The organism is Streptosporangium amethystogenes subsp. fukuiense, from assembly GCF_042665875.1.
GTDB lineage: Bacteria > Actinomycetota > Actinomycetes > Streptosporangiales > Streptosporangiaceae > Streptosporangium > Streptosporangium fukuiense.
This window is the reverse complement of sequence record NZ_JBHTEE010000001.1, coordinates 4,003,297-4,018,596: the sequence shown is the minus strand read 5'-3', so window position 1 is coordinate 4,018,596 and position 15,300 is coordinate 4,003,297. Positions and strand designations below refer to the sequence as shown.

Here is a 15,300-nt window from a genome sequence, read left to right as displayed (position 1 = left end):
ACCGACATGAGGGTGGTCCTCGCCGGCGGCGGGACGGCTGGTCATATCGAACCGGCGCTGGCTCTGGCCGACGCGCTGCGCCAACTCGACCCCAACATCGGGATCACCTGCCTCGGCACGGAGCGAGGCCTGGAGACCAGGCTGGTCCCGGCCAGGGGGTATGAACTGCAACTGGTGCCCGCGGTGCCGCTGCCCCGGACACTGACGCCCCAGTTGCTGAGCGTGCCGGGCCGCCTGGCGGGCGCCATCAACGCGGCCGCCGCCGTCATGGACCGGGTCCAGGCCGACGTCCTGGTCGGCTTCGGCGGCTACGTGGCGACCCCCGCCTACCTGGCGGCGCGGCGGCGCGGCGTGCCGATCGTGGTCCACGAGGCCAACCCGCGCCCCGGACTGGCCAACCGGCTGGGCGCGCGCCTCACCGACCACGTGTTCACCGGCCACCCGGACACGCCGCTGAACCAGGCCGAGTACATCGGCATCCCGCTGCGCCGTGAGATCGTCAACCTCGACCGGCTGTCCATGGGCGACAAGGCCAGGGCCTGGTTCGGCCTGGAGGCCGACCTGCCCACGCTGCTGGTCACCGGCGGCTCCCAGGGGGCCCGCTCGCTCAACCAGGCGGCCCTGGCCGCCGCCCCCGCGCTGCGCCGGGCCGGAGTGCAGGTGCTGCACGTCATCGGCCCGAAGAACACGCTGGAGGAGGAACCGCCGCCCGGCGACCCGCAGTACGTCGTGCTGCAGTACGTCGACCGGATGGACCTGGCCTACGCCGCCGCCGACTTCGCCCTGTGCCGCAGCGGTGCGATGACCTGCGCCGAGCTGACGGCGGTGGGCCTGCCGGCCGCGTACATCCCGCTGCCGCACGGCAACGGCGAGCAGCGGCTCAACGCCACGCCGATCGTGCGGGGCGGCGGCGGCCTGATGATCGATGACGCCGAGTTGTCAGCGGAGTGGATCATTCAGAACGTGCTGCCCATCCTGTCCGACCCCGAACGCGTGGTCACCATGTCCGAGGCGGCGTCTCGGATGGGCAGGAAGGACGCCGACGTGACACTGGCGCGCAGGGTGCTGCAGATCGCGGTGCGGGGGAGAGGCTGAGTGGGCGCGGAGCGGATCCGACGCGGTGAGCGCGGGGCTGCCCGTGCCCGTCTCCGGCGAGAGGGCCGGGCGGGACGAGAGCGTCCGTGCGGCGAACGAGGAGGGGTGAGCGGCCGATGAGCCTGGTCAAGCTGGTGGATCCGGTTGCGGCCGGAGACCTGGGACGGGTCCACTTCATCGGGATCGGCGGTTCTGGGATGTCCGGAATCGCGCGCATCCTACTTAAACGGGGCGTGCAGGTCTCCGGCAGCGACGCGCGGGGGTCGGACATCGCGACCGAGCTGCGGGAGCTGGGGGCCAGGGTGCACATCGGCCACGCCGCCTCGCACATCAAGCAGGTCGACACGGTCGTGGTCTCCACCGCGATCCGCGACTCCAATCCCGAGCTGGGCGAGGCGCTCCGCCAGGGCCTGCGGGTCATCCCCAGGGCCGCCGCGCTCGCCTCCGTCATGGCGGGCAGGACCGGCGTCGCGCTGGCCGGCACCCACGGCAAGACCACCACGACCTCGATGCTCACCGTGGCGCTGCAGAAGTGCGGCGCCGACCCCTCGTACTGTGTGGGCGGGCAGCTGGTGACGACGGGGCTGGGCGCCGACGAGGGCTCGGGCGAGGTGTTCGTCGCCGAGGCCGACGAGAGCGACGGCTCCTTCCTCATGCTGGCCCCCGACATCGCCGTGGTGACCAACGTCGAGCCGGACCATCTGGACAACTACGGTGATCCGCGCGCGGTTCACGATAGCTTCGCCCGGTTCGTGGAGCGCGTCGCCGGCACCATGGTCATCTGCGCCGACGATCCCGGCTCCGCCGCGCTGGTCCCGATCGCCCGCGCCCGCGGCCTGAAGGTGATCACGTACGGTGAGGCGGAGGACGCCGACCTGCGGGTGGGCGAGGTCTCTCCCGACGGGCTGGGCATCACCTTCACGGTCCACGGGCACGGGGAGGTCAGGCTCGCGGTCCCGGGCCGTCACAACGCGCTCAACGCGGCCGCGGTCATCGCGGTGGCGGGGGAGCTGGGCGTCTCCTTCGGTGAGATCCGTGACGGTCTGGCGGCCTTCACCGGTGCCAAGCGCCGTTTCGAGGCCAAGGGTGAGGCGGGCGGGGTGGCGGTCTTCGACAGCTACGCCCACCACCCGACCGAGCTGGCCGCCGACCTGCGCGCGGCGCGGGACGTGGTGGCGTCCTTCTCGGGAGACGGCAGGGTCATCGCGGTCTTCCAGCCGCACCTGTACTCGCGCACCAGGTTCTTCGCCGACGAGTTCGGCATCGCGCTCGGGCTGGCCGACGAGGCCGTCGTCCTGGACGTCTACGGCGCCCGCGAGGATCCCGAGCCCGGCGTGTCGGGGGCGCTGGTGGCGGGCAAGGTGCCGCTGCCCGCGGAGCGGGTGGCCTACGCCCCCCAGCGGGACAGCGTGCCCGCCCTGGTCGCGAGCCTGGCCAGGCCGGGGGACATCGTCCTGACCATGGGCGCGGGCGACGTGACCGAGCTGGGTCCCAGGATCGTGGCGGAGCTGGCCGCGCGGTGACCCATGCCAGCGGGCGCGGGTCGCCGGAGGGGGAGTGGCATTGAACGGCGTGTGGCGGTCGGCCTTCCTGGCCCTGCTCACCGCGGGGGTGGTGGGCATCGCCGCGTGGCTGGTGTTCTTCTCCCCAGTGCTCGGGGTCCGGGAGATCCAGGTGGTGGGCAACGCGGGCCTGTCCACCGAGGAGATCCGGCGGGCGGCGCAGGTGGCCGGCGGCAAGCCCCTCGCCACGGTCGACCTGGCCGAGGTGGAAGACCGGATCGGCAGGATCACCCAGATCGAGTCGGTGACGGTCAGCCGCGCCTGGCCGGGGACCCTGCGGGTGAAGGTCGTGGAGCGCAGGCCGGTGGCGGTGGTGCCGGTCGGCGACAGGTCGGCGCTGATGGACCGGCACGGGATGGTCACCGAGGTCAAGGACGTCGCGCCGCCGGCACTGCCGGTGCTGCGGGTGGACCGGCCGGGGCCGGGCGACCCGGCGACCGCGGCGGCGCTCACGGTCATCGCCGCGCTGCCGGAGAATCTGGCCCGCCGGGTCGCGGAGGTGCTCGCACCGTCGGCCGAGACGGTCTCGCTGCGGCTGAAGGACGGCCGTGCGATCGTGTGGGGCGGCGGCGACCGTCCCGCGGACAAGGCGCGGATCCTTGTTACGCTGCTCAGACGTCCGGCCGACACCTATGACGTCAGTTCGCCTGACGTCGTGACGGTTAAGTGATCTCATCGGATGGCGGGCGTTGCCGGAAAAGGACGGCCCGCGACACGCTGGACGTGCTTGCGGCGCGGTTAGTTGACCCGCCAGGAGCGTAACTCCTACTGTCCGTATCACTCCTCAGGTTGACATAAAGCTAAATCTCAACTTGAGGGTGAGGGTTTTGGAAACGACGGCACGGGCCCCGTGCCGCATGAAATTGCAAGTCAACGAGCGGAAAGGCCCCTCGTCGTGGCAGCACCGCAGAACTACCTCGCGGTCATCAAGGTTGTAGGAATCGGCGGAGGCGGAGTCAACGCCGTCAACCGGATGATCGAGGAGGGACTCAAGGGCGTCGAGTTCATCGCCATCAATACCGACGCCCAGGCGCTGCTGATGAGTGACGCCGACGTCAAGCTCGACGTCGGGCGCGAGCTCACTCGCGGCCTCGGCGCGGGAGCCAATCCCGAAGTCGGGCGCAAGGCGGCCGAGGACCACCGTGAGGAGATCGAAGAGGTCCTCAAGGGCGCCGACATGGTTTTCGTCACGGCCGGGGAGGGCGGTGGCACGGGCACCGGAGGCGCCCCGGTGGTGGCCAACATCGCCCGTACCCTGGGCGCGCTGACCATCGGTGTGGTGACCCGGCCCTTCAGCTTCGAGGGGCGGCGCAGGGCGATGCAGGCCGACGCCGGCATCGAGACCCTCCGCGAGGAGGTCGACACCCTCATCGTGATCCCGAACGACCGGCTGCTGTCGATCTCCGACCGGCAGGTGAGCGTGCTGGACGCCTTCAAGGCGGCGGACCAGGTGCTGCTCTCCGGTGTCCAGGGCATCACCGACCTGATCACCACGCCCGGACTGATCAACCTCGACTTCGCCGATGTGAAGTCGGTCATGTCCGGTGCCGGCTCGGCCCTGATGGGCATCGGCCACGCGCGCGGCGACGACCGTTCGGTCGCGGCGGCCGAGATGGCCGTGTCCAGCCCGCTGCTGGAGGCCAGCATCGACGGTGCGCACGGCGTGCTGCTCTCGATCGCCGGCGGCTCCGACCTGGGCCTGTTCGAGATCAACGAGGCGGCCCAGCTCGTCTCCACCGCCGCGGCACCGGACGCCAACATCATCTTCGGTACGGTCATCGACGACGCCCTCGGCGACGAGGTGCGCGTCACCGTGATCGCGGCAGGCTTCGACGAGCCCGCTCCCGAGCCCAAGCAACTCCCGCAGCCGGCGTCCCGCCCGCAGCCCGCCTCACGTCCCGCCCCGCCCTCGGCGGCCGCCCCGGTCCGCCCGCTGGCGCCCACGGTCAAGGCGGAGCCCCGCCCCGAGCCCCGTCCGGAGCCCAGGGTGGAGCACACGCCGCCCTCGCCGGTGCGGCAGGTCGTCACCCCGCCGGCGGAGCCGACGCCTCCGCCCCAGCAGATCCACCCGGTACAGCCGGTGGAGCACGCCGAGCCGCACCGCGTGGAGGAGCCGCACTCCCCTCCGCTGTCGATCCCGCGTCCGACCCCCGAGCCCTCGCAGCCGACGCCGATCTCCGCGCGGGTCACCGACCCCGCCCGGCGGCGCCCGGTGATCTTCGAGGAGCAGGAAGAGGAACTGGACGTTCCCGACTTCCTGAAGTGACATCGCTCACGGTGGGGGCGGGTGAAGAGCCACCCGGCCGTGCCGGGAAGAATGGGCTCCGCCGGTTTGCCAGTGTCCGAGCGGCGGAGATGTGACGGAAACAACACGACGAGATGAGATCGCGGCCGGGCTGGCCCGGGTCGAGGCGGAGATCGCCGAAGCCTGCCGGGCCGCCGGCCGCAGTCGCGAGGAGCTGACGCTCATCGCGGTGAGCAAGACCTACCCCGCCTCCGACGTGCGGCTGCTGGCCGGACTCGGGATCACCGACGTCGGGGAGAACCGCGACCAGGAGGCCTCGGTCAAGGCGCGCGAATGCGCCGACCTCGGCCTGCGGTGGCACTTCGTCGGCCAGTTGCAGACCAACAAGGTCCGCTCGGTGGTCGGCTACGCGGACGTCGTCCACTCGGTCGACCGCCCCCGGCTGGTCACCGCCCTCAGCAGGGAGGCGCTCGGGGTGGGGCGCCGGATCACCTGCCTGGTACAGGTCGCGCTCGACGGTGACCCCGCCAGGGGCGGGGTGGTGCCGCAGCAGGCCGAGGCGCTGGCGGACGCCGTCGCCGGAGCGCCGGGGCTTGAGCTGGGCGGGGTGATGGCGGTCGCGCCGCTGGAGGAGGAACCGGGCAGGGCGTTCGCGAGGCTGAGGGAGATCGCGCGGTCCGTCCAGGACGCCCACCCGGGCGCCGACGTCATCTCGGCGGGGATGAGCGGGGATATGTCCCAGGCCATTGCCAACGGTGCGACACACCTGCGTGTTGGTACGGCGTTGCTCGGTCGCAGGAAGCCCTTCGTCAGGTAATGTCCCTTCAAGTGGACCTTGGCGTCCGCGTACCCGGACAGCGGTCGAACGGTGGTGAGCTCAGGGCGGTCGGGCTGGCCCCTCGGGCACATCGAAGTAAGACGGAGGAAGAAGTAGCGATGGCCGGCGCGATGCGCAAGATGGCGGTCTACCTCGGTCTTGTTGAGGACGACCGCTACGAGAGATACGACAGCTACCCCGACGACGAGTACGAGGAGTTCGACGACACGCGCCGGGAGGGCGACGAGCGTCCTGGCACGGTCCACGACCTGTCGGACGACACCGACCCGGGTGTGCCCGCTCCGCGGCCCACGACGGCCGTCCTGGAGCGCCGTACGACCGATCTGGCGCGCATCACCACCCTTCATCCCCGCACGTACAACGAGGCGCGGACCATCGGCGAGCACTTCCGTGACGGCACCCCGGTCATCATGAACCTGACCGAGATGGTTGACAGTGACGCAAAGCGGCTCGTTGATTTCGCGGCAGGTCTCGTCTTTGGCCTACATGGCAGCATTGAACGTGTTACCAACAAGGTGTTCCTGTTGTCCCCAGCCAATGTCGAGGTGACCGCCGAGGACAAGGCTCGAATCGCGGAACGCGGATTCTTCAACCAGAGCTAGAGTTCCACCATGAACAGTGACCGGCCCGACAGGTCCCGATGGGACGAAGGACGGCAGAGCGGAGTGGAGGCGAGGACGGACCGTGGGGATCGTTAGCGGGATCTTGGTCTTCGTCCTGTCCATCTACCTCGTTCTGCTGATCGGCAGAATGATCTTTGAGACGGTGCAGGCGTTCGCACGTCAGTGGCGCCCCACCGGCATCGTCCTGGTGCTGGCGGAAGCCGTATACACGGTGACCGACCCACCTCTCAAGTTCCTCCGCCGTTTCATTCCACCACTCCGGTTGGGTACGGTGGCCTTTGACCTAAGCTTCACAGTGCTGTTCATTGTGGTCTTGGTCTTGATCCAACTCGTGTCCGCGCTTCGTTGATCGGGTACCGTCCCCCCGGACAGACTCCAAGCGCGCCAAGGAGACCGAAATGCCGCTGACTCCCGCCGATGTGCGGAACAAGCAATTCAGTACGACCCGCCTTCGGCCGGGTTACGACGAGGAAGAGGTAGATGCCTTCCTCGATGAGGTCGAGTCCGAGTTGGACCGTCTCATTCAGGAGAACGAGGAGCTCCGCGCCAAGCTGGCGGAGTGCCTGCGGGGCAAGGTCCCCGGCGGGATGGGCATGGCCATGGCGCCCGCCCCCATCGCCGAGCCCAAGCCCGAGATGATGATGCAGCAGCCGGAGCCGATGCGCGCTCCCGAGCCGGTGCAGCATCAGCAGCCCGTTCCCGTCGGAATGGGAATGCCTCCGGCCGAGGACAACATGGACACCGCGGCCCGGGTGCTCGCCCTCGCGCAGCAGACCGCGGACCAGGCCATCGCCGACGCCCGCCGGGAGGCGGACGAGACGGTGACCCGGGCGCGCCGCGAGGCCGACGACATCCTCGGCAAGGCACGTCGCCAGGCCGAGCAGGTCATCGGTGACGCACGTGCCCGAGCCGAGACGCTGGAGCGCGACGCGCAGGAGCGGCACCGCCAGGCCATGGGCTCGCTGGTGCAGACCCGCGACGAGCTCGAGCGCAAGGTCGAGGAGCTTCGCAGCTTCGAGCGCGAGTACCGTAGTCGCCTGAAGCTGTATCTGGAGAACCAGCTGGCCGAACTCAACGTGGCTGCCGAGGGCAGCGGCGGGTTCCCGATCGTGAGCGGGCCTCCGGCCATGTCCCACGCGGTGGCCCCGGGTGGTCAGCCGACGCTCCAGGGCGCGCCCAACCCGTTCGGCGGCGACCCGTCGCAGCATTCGGGCGCCTTCCAGGGCGTTGACGGTCCTCACAACGACCGCCGCTAAGGTGTCGGGTCACCCCCTTTGACCCGCATCCGGGAGTCTTTCTGTGATCCTTATCAGCGCCGGTTTGGTACTCACGGCCATCGTCCTGCTCATCGTGGGGATCGTGCTGGCCAAGCCGTTTCTGGTCATGTGGTCGATCGCGGTCAGCGTGCTGTCCGCCGTCTTCCTGGTGATCGGGGCGTTGTTGCGGCGCCACGAGCTGTTCCCCGGCGGGCAGGCCGGGGCCGCTCAGCCCCTTCCCGAGAAGGGACCGATGCCGGCCGGGTCCGTCCCCGTGCCGCACGGTGTGCCGAGCCACCCTCCCGTGCCACCGCACATGATGGCGCAGCACGGGATGCGACAGCAGATGCCCGTGGCCCCTACCCAGCCGCGACGAGGCCCGGTGGCCGGGCCGGCCACCGCCACCGCCGCGAGACGGGGCGCCCTGGACGCCGAGGCGATCGTGCTGGTCATCCCCGGCCGCAAGCGCTATCACGTCGCGGGGTGCCGCCAGCTGGCCGGCAGGGATCATGAGGAACTCACCCACGAGGAGGCTCGTGAGGAGGGCTTCACGCCCTGTACCAGCTGCCTGCCGGAACCCGTCGCCGGAAGCAGGCCGTACCAGGCCCCGCCCGGGGGACGGGAGCCCGCCGAGCCCCTGAGCGCCTCCCCGGAGTCCGGCCCCGCGGGCGGCGCCGGCGAGCCCGGCCCGCACGAGGCCACCGCCAGGTTCACCGCCCCGTACCGTCCCGCACGGCCCGCGGCCCCCGCCGAAGGGCAGCAGGCCCCCGGAGCGCGGCCCGAGCCCCAGCCAAGGCCGGAGCCCGCCCCCAGGCGAGAGAGCGCCGTCTCCCGGCAGGAGCCCCCGCAGGAGCCCGTCGTCCCGGTCGCCCGGCCCTACATTCAGTCCTCCGAGCCACAGGGACGGCCCCAGGAGCCCGTGAGCCCCCCGCTCCGCGCGGCGGAGTCCCCGACCCCCTCGGTGCCGATCCGGCTGCCGAAGGTCCCCGAGATCCCGCACGCCGACTCCGAGGCCACCAGCTGGTTCAGCCGCGACATGGTCGCCCAGGCGTCCAAGCCGGAGGCCCCGGCGGCTCCGGCCAGGCCCGAGCCCGAGGCGGCCGGGCCCGCCGGGCCAGGAGCGGCGGTGGGCGGCGCCTCCGCGAGCCGGGGAGAGGCGCCGGAGAGCGCCAAGCCGGAAACCGGCGAGGCCGAGCGCACCGGCTCCGAGGCCGTCGAGCCCGAGCCCACCGTGTCCGAGATCACGGCGTCCGAGGGCGCCGCGTCCGGGGCCGCCAAGGCCGGGGCCGAGGCCGGGGCGCAGGCCGAGGCCGAAGCCGGGCCTTCGACGCCCGGGGCCCGCCCGGGGGCCGAGACCGCCGGACGGGACTCCGCCCCGCCGGAGCCGTCTTCCTCGGGCACGTCCGGAGCCGCCGGCTCAGGCTCCTCCGCGGAGCCTGAGCGGTCCGCGGAACCGGTGCCCCGGGAGGAGCCGGGTGCCGGGCAGGCCACCGACGGCACCACACCTGAGCCGGTGGAGCCGGCCGAGACCGCACCCGGGCGCGCCGGGCAGGTAGCGGCCGACTCCACCCCGGCGGAGCCCGCGGCCGATCCCGCTGCCGAGGACCACGACGCCGACGACGCCCCCGGAGCCGGGAAGCGGCCGGCGGGTGATGGGACCGTCATGGTCATCATCGGCACCCGTCGCTTTCACGACCCCGCCTGCCCTCTGATCAAGGGCGCGGGCGACAGCGGCACCGAGGTCGTCTCCCTGGTCGAGGCCGAGGGGGCCGGCCTGGTCCACTGCTCGATCTGCCTGAGCGACCACCGGGACCAGAGCTGATCCCTGGCGTGACCACCGCCCGCCTGGCGCACCGTTCACCACGAGGAGGCGGGCCTGTCGCGGTGCCCGCGGACCGCCGGGTCCGCGGGCACCGTGCGGTGACGGCCCTCTCCGGGTCGCGGCGGGCGCCGGGCACCACCTGAGGCGCCGGGCCCGTCGGGCCGGCCCCGGTGTGAACCGGAGCGGCCGGGCTCCCAGGGAGCCCGGCCGTCCCGTGACGCCGGAACGCTCCGCCCGTCAGGCCGTGGCCGTCGTGCGGCGGAGCTGGAAGGTCAGGCCCAGCTCGGCGTCGCTGTGGGTGGGAAGGCCGTCGGCGCCGCCCTCGGTGAGGGAGACGGCGAGGACCTCGTCGGCCACCGCACGGCCCTGGGTGCGCAGGGCCTCGGCCAGGTCGGCGTCACCGGTGGACCACCACACGTCGATCCGGTCGGAGATCGACAGGCCGGTGGACTTGCGGGTGTCCTGGAGCAGGCGGATGACGTCGCGGATCAGACCGGCGCGGCGCAGCTCGTCGGTGATGGTCAGGTCGAGGGCGACGGTCTCGCCGGAGGCGGCCTCCACCGCCCAGCCGGACCTGGGCTGCTCGGTGACGATCACGTCGTCGGCGCCGATCTGCACCGCTCCCAGCTCTCCCGCGTCGAGCGGGACCGGCGAGCCGGTACGGAGCGCGCGGGCCAGCTCCGCGGGCTCGGCGGCGGTGACGGCCGCGGCGACCAGCTTGGTCTGTGAGCCGAACCGCTTGCCCAGCGCCCGGAAGTTGGGCTTGACCGTGAAGGAGACCAGGTCCGCCCCGATCCCGGACAGGTCCTCCAGGCCCTTGACGTTGAGCTCGTCGGCGATCAGTTCGCGCAGCTCGGGCGGGAGCGTGGCCCAGCCGGGGGCGCCGACCAGGGCACGACCGAGCGGCTGGCGGGTCTTCACCCCGCTGGAGGCACGGGCCGAGCGGCCCAGCTCCACCAGGCGGCGGACCAGGGCCATCCGCTCCGACAGCCTCTCATCCAGGAGCTCGCCGTTGACCTCGGGCCAGCCGGCCAGGTGGACCGAGGCGGGGGCGTCGGTGTCGCGGAGCACGTCCCAGACGTAGTCGGTGGTGAACGGCACCACCGGTGCCATCAGCCGGGTGACGGTCTCCAGGCACTCGTAGAGCGTGGCGAAGGCCGCGGTGTCACCGGCCCAGAAGCGGCGGCGGGAGCGTCGCACGTACCAGTTGGACAGGTCGTCGAGGAACTCCGAGAGCCGCCGCCCGACGCGGGCGGTGTCGAAGACGTCCATCGACGCGGTGACCTCGGCCACCGTCCGGTGCAGCTCGGCGAGGGCCCAGCGGTCGATCAACGGGCGCTCGGCGTACGCGGGGGCCTCGGCGAGCCTGGAGGGCGACCAGGACTCGGCGCCTGCGTACAGGGTGAAGAAGGAGGCGGTGTTCCAGTAGGTGAGCAGGACCTTGCGGACGATCTCCTCAAGGGCGCCGTGCCCGACCCTGCGGGCCGCCCACGGTGAGCCGGAGCAGGCCATGTACCAGCGCAGCGCGTCGGCGCCGTGCTGGTCCATCAGCGGCATCGGCTGGAGCACGTTGCCCAGGTGCTTGCTCATCTTGCGGCCGTCCTCGGCCAGGATCAGGCCCAGGCAGAGCACGTTCTCGTACGAGGACCGGTCGAAGACGAGCGTGCCGACCGCCATCAGCGAGTAGAACCAGCCACGGGTCTGGTCGGTGGCCTCGCAGATGAACTGCGCCGGGTAGGCCCTCTCGAGCATCTCCTCGTTGCGGTACGGCGCTCCCCACTGGGCGAACGGCATCGAGCCCGAGTCGTACCAGGCGTCGATCACGTCGGGCACCCGCCGGGCCTCGGCCCCGCAGGTGGGGCAGGGCAGCGTGACGTCGTCCACGTAGGGGCGGTGCGGATCGAGCGCGGAGACGTCCCGGCCGGACAGCCGGCTCAGCTCCTCCAGCGAGCCGACGCACGTGACGTGCGATTCGTCGGCGGTGCAGATCCACAGCGGCAGCGGGGTGCCCCAGTAACGCGAGCGTGACAGCGACCAGTCGACGTTGTTGCGCAGCCACTCGCCGAAGCGGCCCCACTTGATCGTCTCGGGGTACCAGTTGGTCTTCTCGTTCTCGGCGAGGAGCCGGTCCTTGATCGCGGTGGTGCGGATGTACCAGGCCGGCAGGGCGTAGTAGAGCAGCGCGGTGTGGCAGCGCCAGCAGTGCGGGTAGCTGTGCTCGAAGTGGCTGCCCCGGTAGAGCAGGCCGCGCGCCCGCAGGTCGGCGGTGAGCCCCTCGTCGGCGTCCTTGAAGAACCGGCCGCCGACCTGGGGCACGCTGTCGAGGAACCGGCCGTCGGGGCCGATCGGGTTGACCACGGGCAGCCCGTAGCGCTTGCAGGTCGTCATGTCGTCGGCGCCGAAGGCGGGTGCCTGGTGGACCAGGCCGGTACCGTCCTCGGTGGTGACGTAGTAGCCGAGCACCACGTAGTGCGCGCCGGGGATGTCTACCAGGTCGAAGGGGCGCGAGTAGGTGGTGTGCTCCAGGTCGGCGCCCTGGAAGGAGGCCAGGATCTCGGCATCCTCGCCCAGCGCGGAGGCGACCAGCGGCTCGGCCACCACCAGGACCTCGTCGGACCCGGCGGGGCGCGCCGCGACGTAGGTCACGTCGGGGTGTACGGCCACGGCGGTGTTGGAGACCAGCGTCCAGGGTGTGGTGGTCCAGATCAGCAGCGAGGCGCCGAGGTCGGCCAGCGGTCCCGAGGTGGCGGGCATGCGGACGTAGACCGACGGGCTGGTGACGGTCTCGTAGCCGCCGGGCTGGCCCAGCTCGTGGTCGGACAGGCCGGTACCGCAGCGGGGACAGTACGGGGTGATGCGGAAGTCGCGGGAGAGCAGGTCCTTGTCGAAGATGACCTTGAGCGACCACCAGACGGACTCCACGTAGGCCGGGTCCATCGTGCGGTAGGCCTGGGACAGGTCGATCCAGTACCCCATCCGCTCGGTCATCTCCTCGAAGGCGTCCACGTGCCGCAGCACCGACTCGCGGCACTTGGCGTTGAACTCGGCGACGCCGTACGCCTCGATGTCCTTCTTGCCGGAGAGGCCGAGGGACTTCTCGACGGCGACCTCGACGGGCAGCCCGTGGCAGTCCCAGCCCGCCTTGCGGGGCACGCTGTAGCCCCGCATCGACTTGTAGCGGGGGAAGACGTCCTTGAAGACGCGGGCCTCGACGTGGTGGACGCCCGGCATGCCGTTGGCGGTGGGCGGGCCCTCGTAGAAGACCCAGGTGGGGCCGCCGGCGTTCTGCTCGACCGAGCGCTCGAAGATCTTGCCGTCCCGCCAGCGGTCGAGCACCTCGTGCTCAAGCGCGGGAAGATCGACCTGCGCAGGAAGAGAGCGGAAATAGGCGGACATGATGGGCTGGACCTCCACGCTGGAATCGGCTGTGGCGTGGAGGGACGAGGCTGTCGGGGCCCCGCGGTACCACCCTCCTTGGCCTTCGCGTGCGAGAAGGCCCTCTTCCTTTGGTCTGCTGCCGGGTCTACTGGGCCGTCACGGCCGTTCTTCCGGCGGCTCCGGGGTGATCTTCCCTCCGCGCCTCGCCCCGGGCTCGCACCGTCCCCGGGTCGCTCGTGCGAGGGGGTGCGGAGGTTGCTGTCCCCATCAACGCCGTGCAGGCTCAAACGATAACGCACTCGCCTGCCGGAAGCTTCCCCATATCAGAGGCGGCTGGGGGGAATCAGGGAGAAGCGACCGGATGTTACTAGATTGGCAAACATTGCGGCGGGTCGTTTGCCGCTCCGTTATGAGGGACCTAAGCTGCCCGCACCGTTTACCACATTGGATACGGTCCGATCGAGCAAGGAGGTCGCCATGGCCGCGACCGTGCGCGCAGACAACAGCGCGGCAGCGCCGTCATCCGACGGGGCCGTCGTCACCTGGTCGGCCGAGGAACTCGCGGAGGTCCGCGGGCGACTGGTCGCGGAGAGCCGCGAGCTCACCAAGGAGATCGCCAAGGCCGAGATCGAGATCGCGTCGAGCGACGTTACCGACGGTGCGGGCGATGATCAGGCCGACGCCGGAGCGCGGACGTATGAACGTGAGCGCGAAATCGCCCTTACCCTGAACTCGCGCGACCTGGTCGCGCAGAACGAGCGAGCGATCGCCCGGATCGACGCGGGGACATACGGAGTGTGCGAATCGTGCCATCAGCCGATCGGAAAGGAGCGCCTTCAGGCGTTTCCGAGGGCGACGCTGTGCGTGGCCTGCAAGCAGCGGGAGGAGCGCCGCTGACCGGCGACACCGAGAACGGGGCGGCCCCCGCCGCCCCGCTCGCGGCGCGGCGGATCGCCGTGCTCGCGGTGATCGTCCCCATCGTCTACGCCCTCGACCTCGCCACGAAGACCATCGTGCTGAAGACCCTGGAGGGCAGGGAACCCGTCGTGGTCATCCCCGGCGTGCTCCAGTTCCGGGTGATCTTCAATTCCGGGGCCGCCTTCGGCCTCGGCACCGGGATGACGATCGTCTTCACCTGCGTCGCGGCCACCGTCGTGGTGGCGATCCTGCGTACCGCGCGCAACCTGCGCAGCCTGCCCTGGGCGATCACGCTGAGCCTGCTGCTCAGCGGGGCGCTCGGCAACCTCACCGACCGGATCTTCCGCTGGCCCTCGGGCTTCGGTTCCGGCAGGTCCGCGCCGCTGCAGGGACACGTGGTCGACTTCGTGGAGACCTTCCCCGGTCACTTCCCGATCTGGAACGTCGCCGACTCGGCGATCGTCTGCGGCGGCATCCTGGCGGTCTTCCTCGCCTGGCGGGGCTACCAGATCGACGGCACACGCGACACGGGAGCCGAGCAGGAAGCGAAGGAGAACGACAATGGCTGACCGGCGGAGTCTCCCCGTCCCCGACGGGCTGGAGGGCGAGCGTCTCGACGCCGCCCTGTCGCGCCTGTTCGGCCTCTCCCGCACCCGGGCGGCCGAACTGATCGTCGCCGGTGACGTACTGGTGGACGGCTCGACCGCGGCCAAGTCCGACCGGCTCCACGGGGGCGCCTGGCTGGAGGTCATCCTCCCGCCGCCGCCCACCGCGCCGATGCCGGTGGCGGAACCGGTGCCCGGCATGCACATCGTGTACGAGGACGACGACATCGTCGTCGTCAACAAGCCCGTCGGCGTGGCCGCCCATCCGACCACCGGCTGGACCGGACCCACCGTGATCGGCGGCCTGCTCGGCACCGGCCACCGGGTGGCCACCAGCGGCGCGGCCGAGCGCCAGGGCATCGTGCACCGGCTGGACGCCAACACCACCGGCGCGATGGTCGTCGCCAAGAGCGAGCACGCCTACTCCCACCTGAAGCGGGCCTTCAAGGAGCGCACCGTCGACAAGCGCTACCACGCGCTGGTCCAGGGCCACCCCGACCCGCACCGCGGCACCGTGGACGCGCCGATCGACCGCCACCCCGTCGGGGACGGCCGCTGGGCGGTCGTGGCGGGGGGCAAGGAGTCGGTCACCCACTACGACACGATCGAGGCGTTCCGCGCGGCGTCGCTGCTGGACATCAAGCTGGAGACGGGCCGGACCCACCAGATCCGGGTCCACATGTCGGCGCTGCGCCACCCGTGCGTCGGTGACATGCTGTACGGGGCCGACCCGACCTTGGCCGCGCGGCTGGGAGTGAGCCGGCAGTGGCTGCACGCGGTCTCCCTGGCCTTCGAGCACCCCGCCACCGGCGAGTGGGTCTCCTTCACCACCGCCTACCCCGACGACCTGGCCCACGCCCTGAAGGTCGTCGCCGCCGAGTCCTAGCGCGGCCCGCCGGTCCCCGCGACCGGCCCCGGCCACTGCGCGGCGGGCGTGCCCTCGCGCCGGTCGCCCCGT

13 protein-coding genes are annotated in these 15,300 nt (G+C 71.4%); 12 read left to right on the top strand and 1 reads right to left on the bottom strand.

The window, feature by feature from the left end:
- The first annotated feature begins 6 nt into the window (after window positions 1-6).
- The 9 genes from murG (at window position 7) to ACFQVD_RS16890 (ending at window position 9,441) form a co-directional block, all read left to right on the top strand.
- Window positions 7-1,095, top strand: coding sequence for an undecaprenyldiphospho-muramoylpentapeptide beta-N-acetylglucosaminyltransferase (murG, locus tag ACFQVD_RS16930; protein ID WP_343980746.1), 1,089 nt, complete (start codon window positions 7-9; stop codon window positions 1,093-1,095).
- Between the two features lie 116 nt (window positions 1,096-1,211).
- Window positions 1,212-2,618 (top strand): UDP-N-acetylmuramate--L-alanine ligase, encoded by a 1,407-nt coding sequence (gene murC / locus ACFQVD_RS16925; RefSeq protein ID WP_343980743.1) that lies wholly within the window; start codon window positions 1,212-1,214, stop codon window positions 2,616-2,618.
- A gap of 49 nt (window positions 2,619-2,667) precedes the next feature.
- The gene (locus tag ACFQVD_RS16920; protein ID WP_343980761.1) at window positions 2,668-3,327 is read left to right on the top strand and encodes a cell division protein FtsQ/DivIB; all 660 of its coding nucleotides are present in this window, start codon (window positions 2,668-2,670) and stop codon (window positions 3,325-3,327) included.
- 225 nt (window positions 3,328-3,552) lie between these two features.
- The gene (gene ftsZ, locus ACFQVD_RS16915) at window positions 3,553-4,923 is read left to right on the top strand and encodes a cell division protein FtsZ (RefSeq protein ID WP_343980740.1); all 1,371 of its coding nucleotides are present in this window, start codon (window positions 3,553-3,555) and stop codon (window positions 4,921-4,923) included.
- A 91-nt stretch (window positions 4,924-5,014) separates the two neighbouring features.
- Window positions 5,015-5,719, top strand: coding sequence for a YggS family pyridoxal phosphate-dependent enzyme (locus ACFQVD_RS16910; RefSeq protein WP_343980737.1), 705 nt, complete (start codon window positions 5,015-5,017; stop codon window positions 5,717-5,719).
- A gap of 119 nt (window positions 5,720-5,838) precedes the next feature.
- On the top strand, window positions 5,839-6,342 hold the full coding sequence (locus tag ACFQVD_RS16905; protein ID WP_343980733.1) for a cell division protein SepF: 504 nt from the start codon (window positions 5,839-5,841) through the stop codon (window positions 6,340-6,342).
- A gap of 82 nt (window positions 6,343-6,424) precedes the next feature.
- Complete coding sequence (locus tag ACFQVD_RS16900) at window positions 6,425-6,712, top strand: YggT family protein (RefSeq protein WP_030909817.1); 288 nt, start codon at window positions 6,425-6,427, stop codon at window positions 6,710-6,712.
- A 49-nt stretch (window positions 6,713-6,761) separates the two neighbouring features.
- Complete coding sequence (locus ACFQVD_RS16895) at window positions 6,762-7,619, top strand: DivIVA domain-containing protein (protein ID WP_343980728.1); 858 nt, start codon at window positions 6,762-6,764, stop codon at window positions 7,617-7,619.
- A gap of 43 nt (window positions 7,620-7,662) precedes the next feature.
- Entirely contained in the window at window positions 7,663-9,441 is a 1,779-nt protein-coding gene (locus ACFQVD_RS16890; protein ID WP_343980726.1) for a hypothetical protein, read from the top strand.
- Between the two features lie 237 nt (window positions 9,442-9,678).
- On the opposite strand, the gene ileS is transcribed toward ACFQVD_RS16890, so the two are convergent.
- A complete protein-coding gene (gene ileS / locus ACFQVD_RS16885; RefSeq protein WP_343980758.1) occupies window positions 9,679-12,837 on the bottom strand; it encodes an isoleucine--tRNA ligase in 3,159 nt (1,052 codons plus the stop codon).
- Window positions 12,838-13,308: 471 nt separating this feature from the next.
- On the opposite strand from ileS, the gene ACFQVD_RS16880 reads away from it, so the two are divergent.
- Genes ACFQVD_RS16880 through ACFQVD_RS16870 form a run of 3 tightly spaced genes read left to right on the top strand, consistent with a single transcriptional unit; the run spans window position 13,309 to window position 15,228 of the window.
- Window positions 13,309-13,716, top strand: a complete 408-nt coding sequence (locus tag ACFQVD_RS16880) for a TraR/DksA family transcriptional regulator (RefSeq protein ID WP_386274343.1) — start codon at window positions 13,309-13,311, stop codon at window positions 13,714-13,716.
- The gene (locus ACFQVD_RS16875; RefSeq protein WP_343980719.1) at window positions 13,680-14,306 is read left to right on the top strand and encodes a signal peptidase II; all 627 of its coding nucleotides are present in this window, start codon (window positions 13,680-13,682) and stop codon (window positions 14,304-14,306) included. The genes ACFQVD_RS16880 and ACFQVD_RS16875 overlap by 37 nt, the downstream gene beginning before the upstream one ends.
- On the top strand, window positions 14,299-15,228 hold the full coding sequence (locus ACFQVD_RS16870) for an RluA family pseudouridine synthase (RefSeq protein WP_364149521.1): 930 nt from the start codon (window positions 14,299-14,301) through the stop codon (window positions 15,226-15,228). The genes ACFQVD_RS16875 and ACFQVD_RS16870 overlap by 8 nt, the downstream gene beginning before the upstream one ends.
- Window positions 15,229-15,300 lie beyond the last annotated feature (72 nt).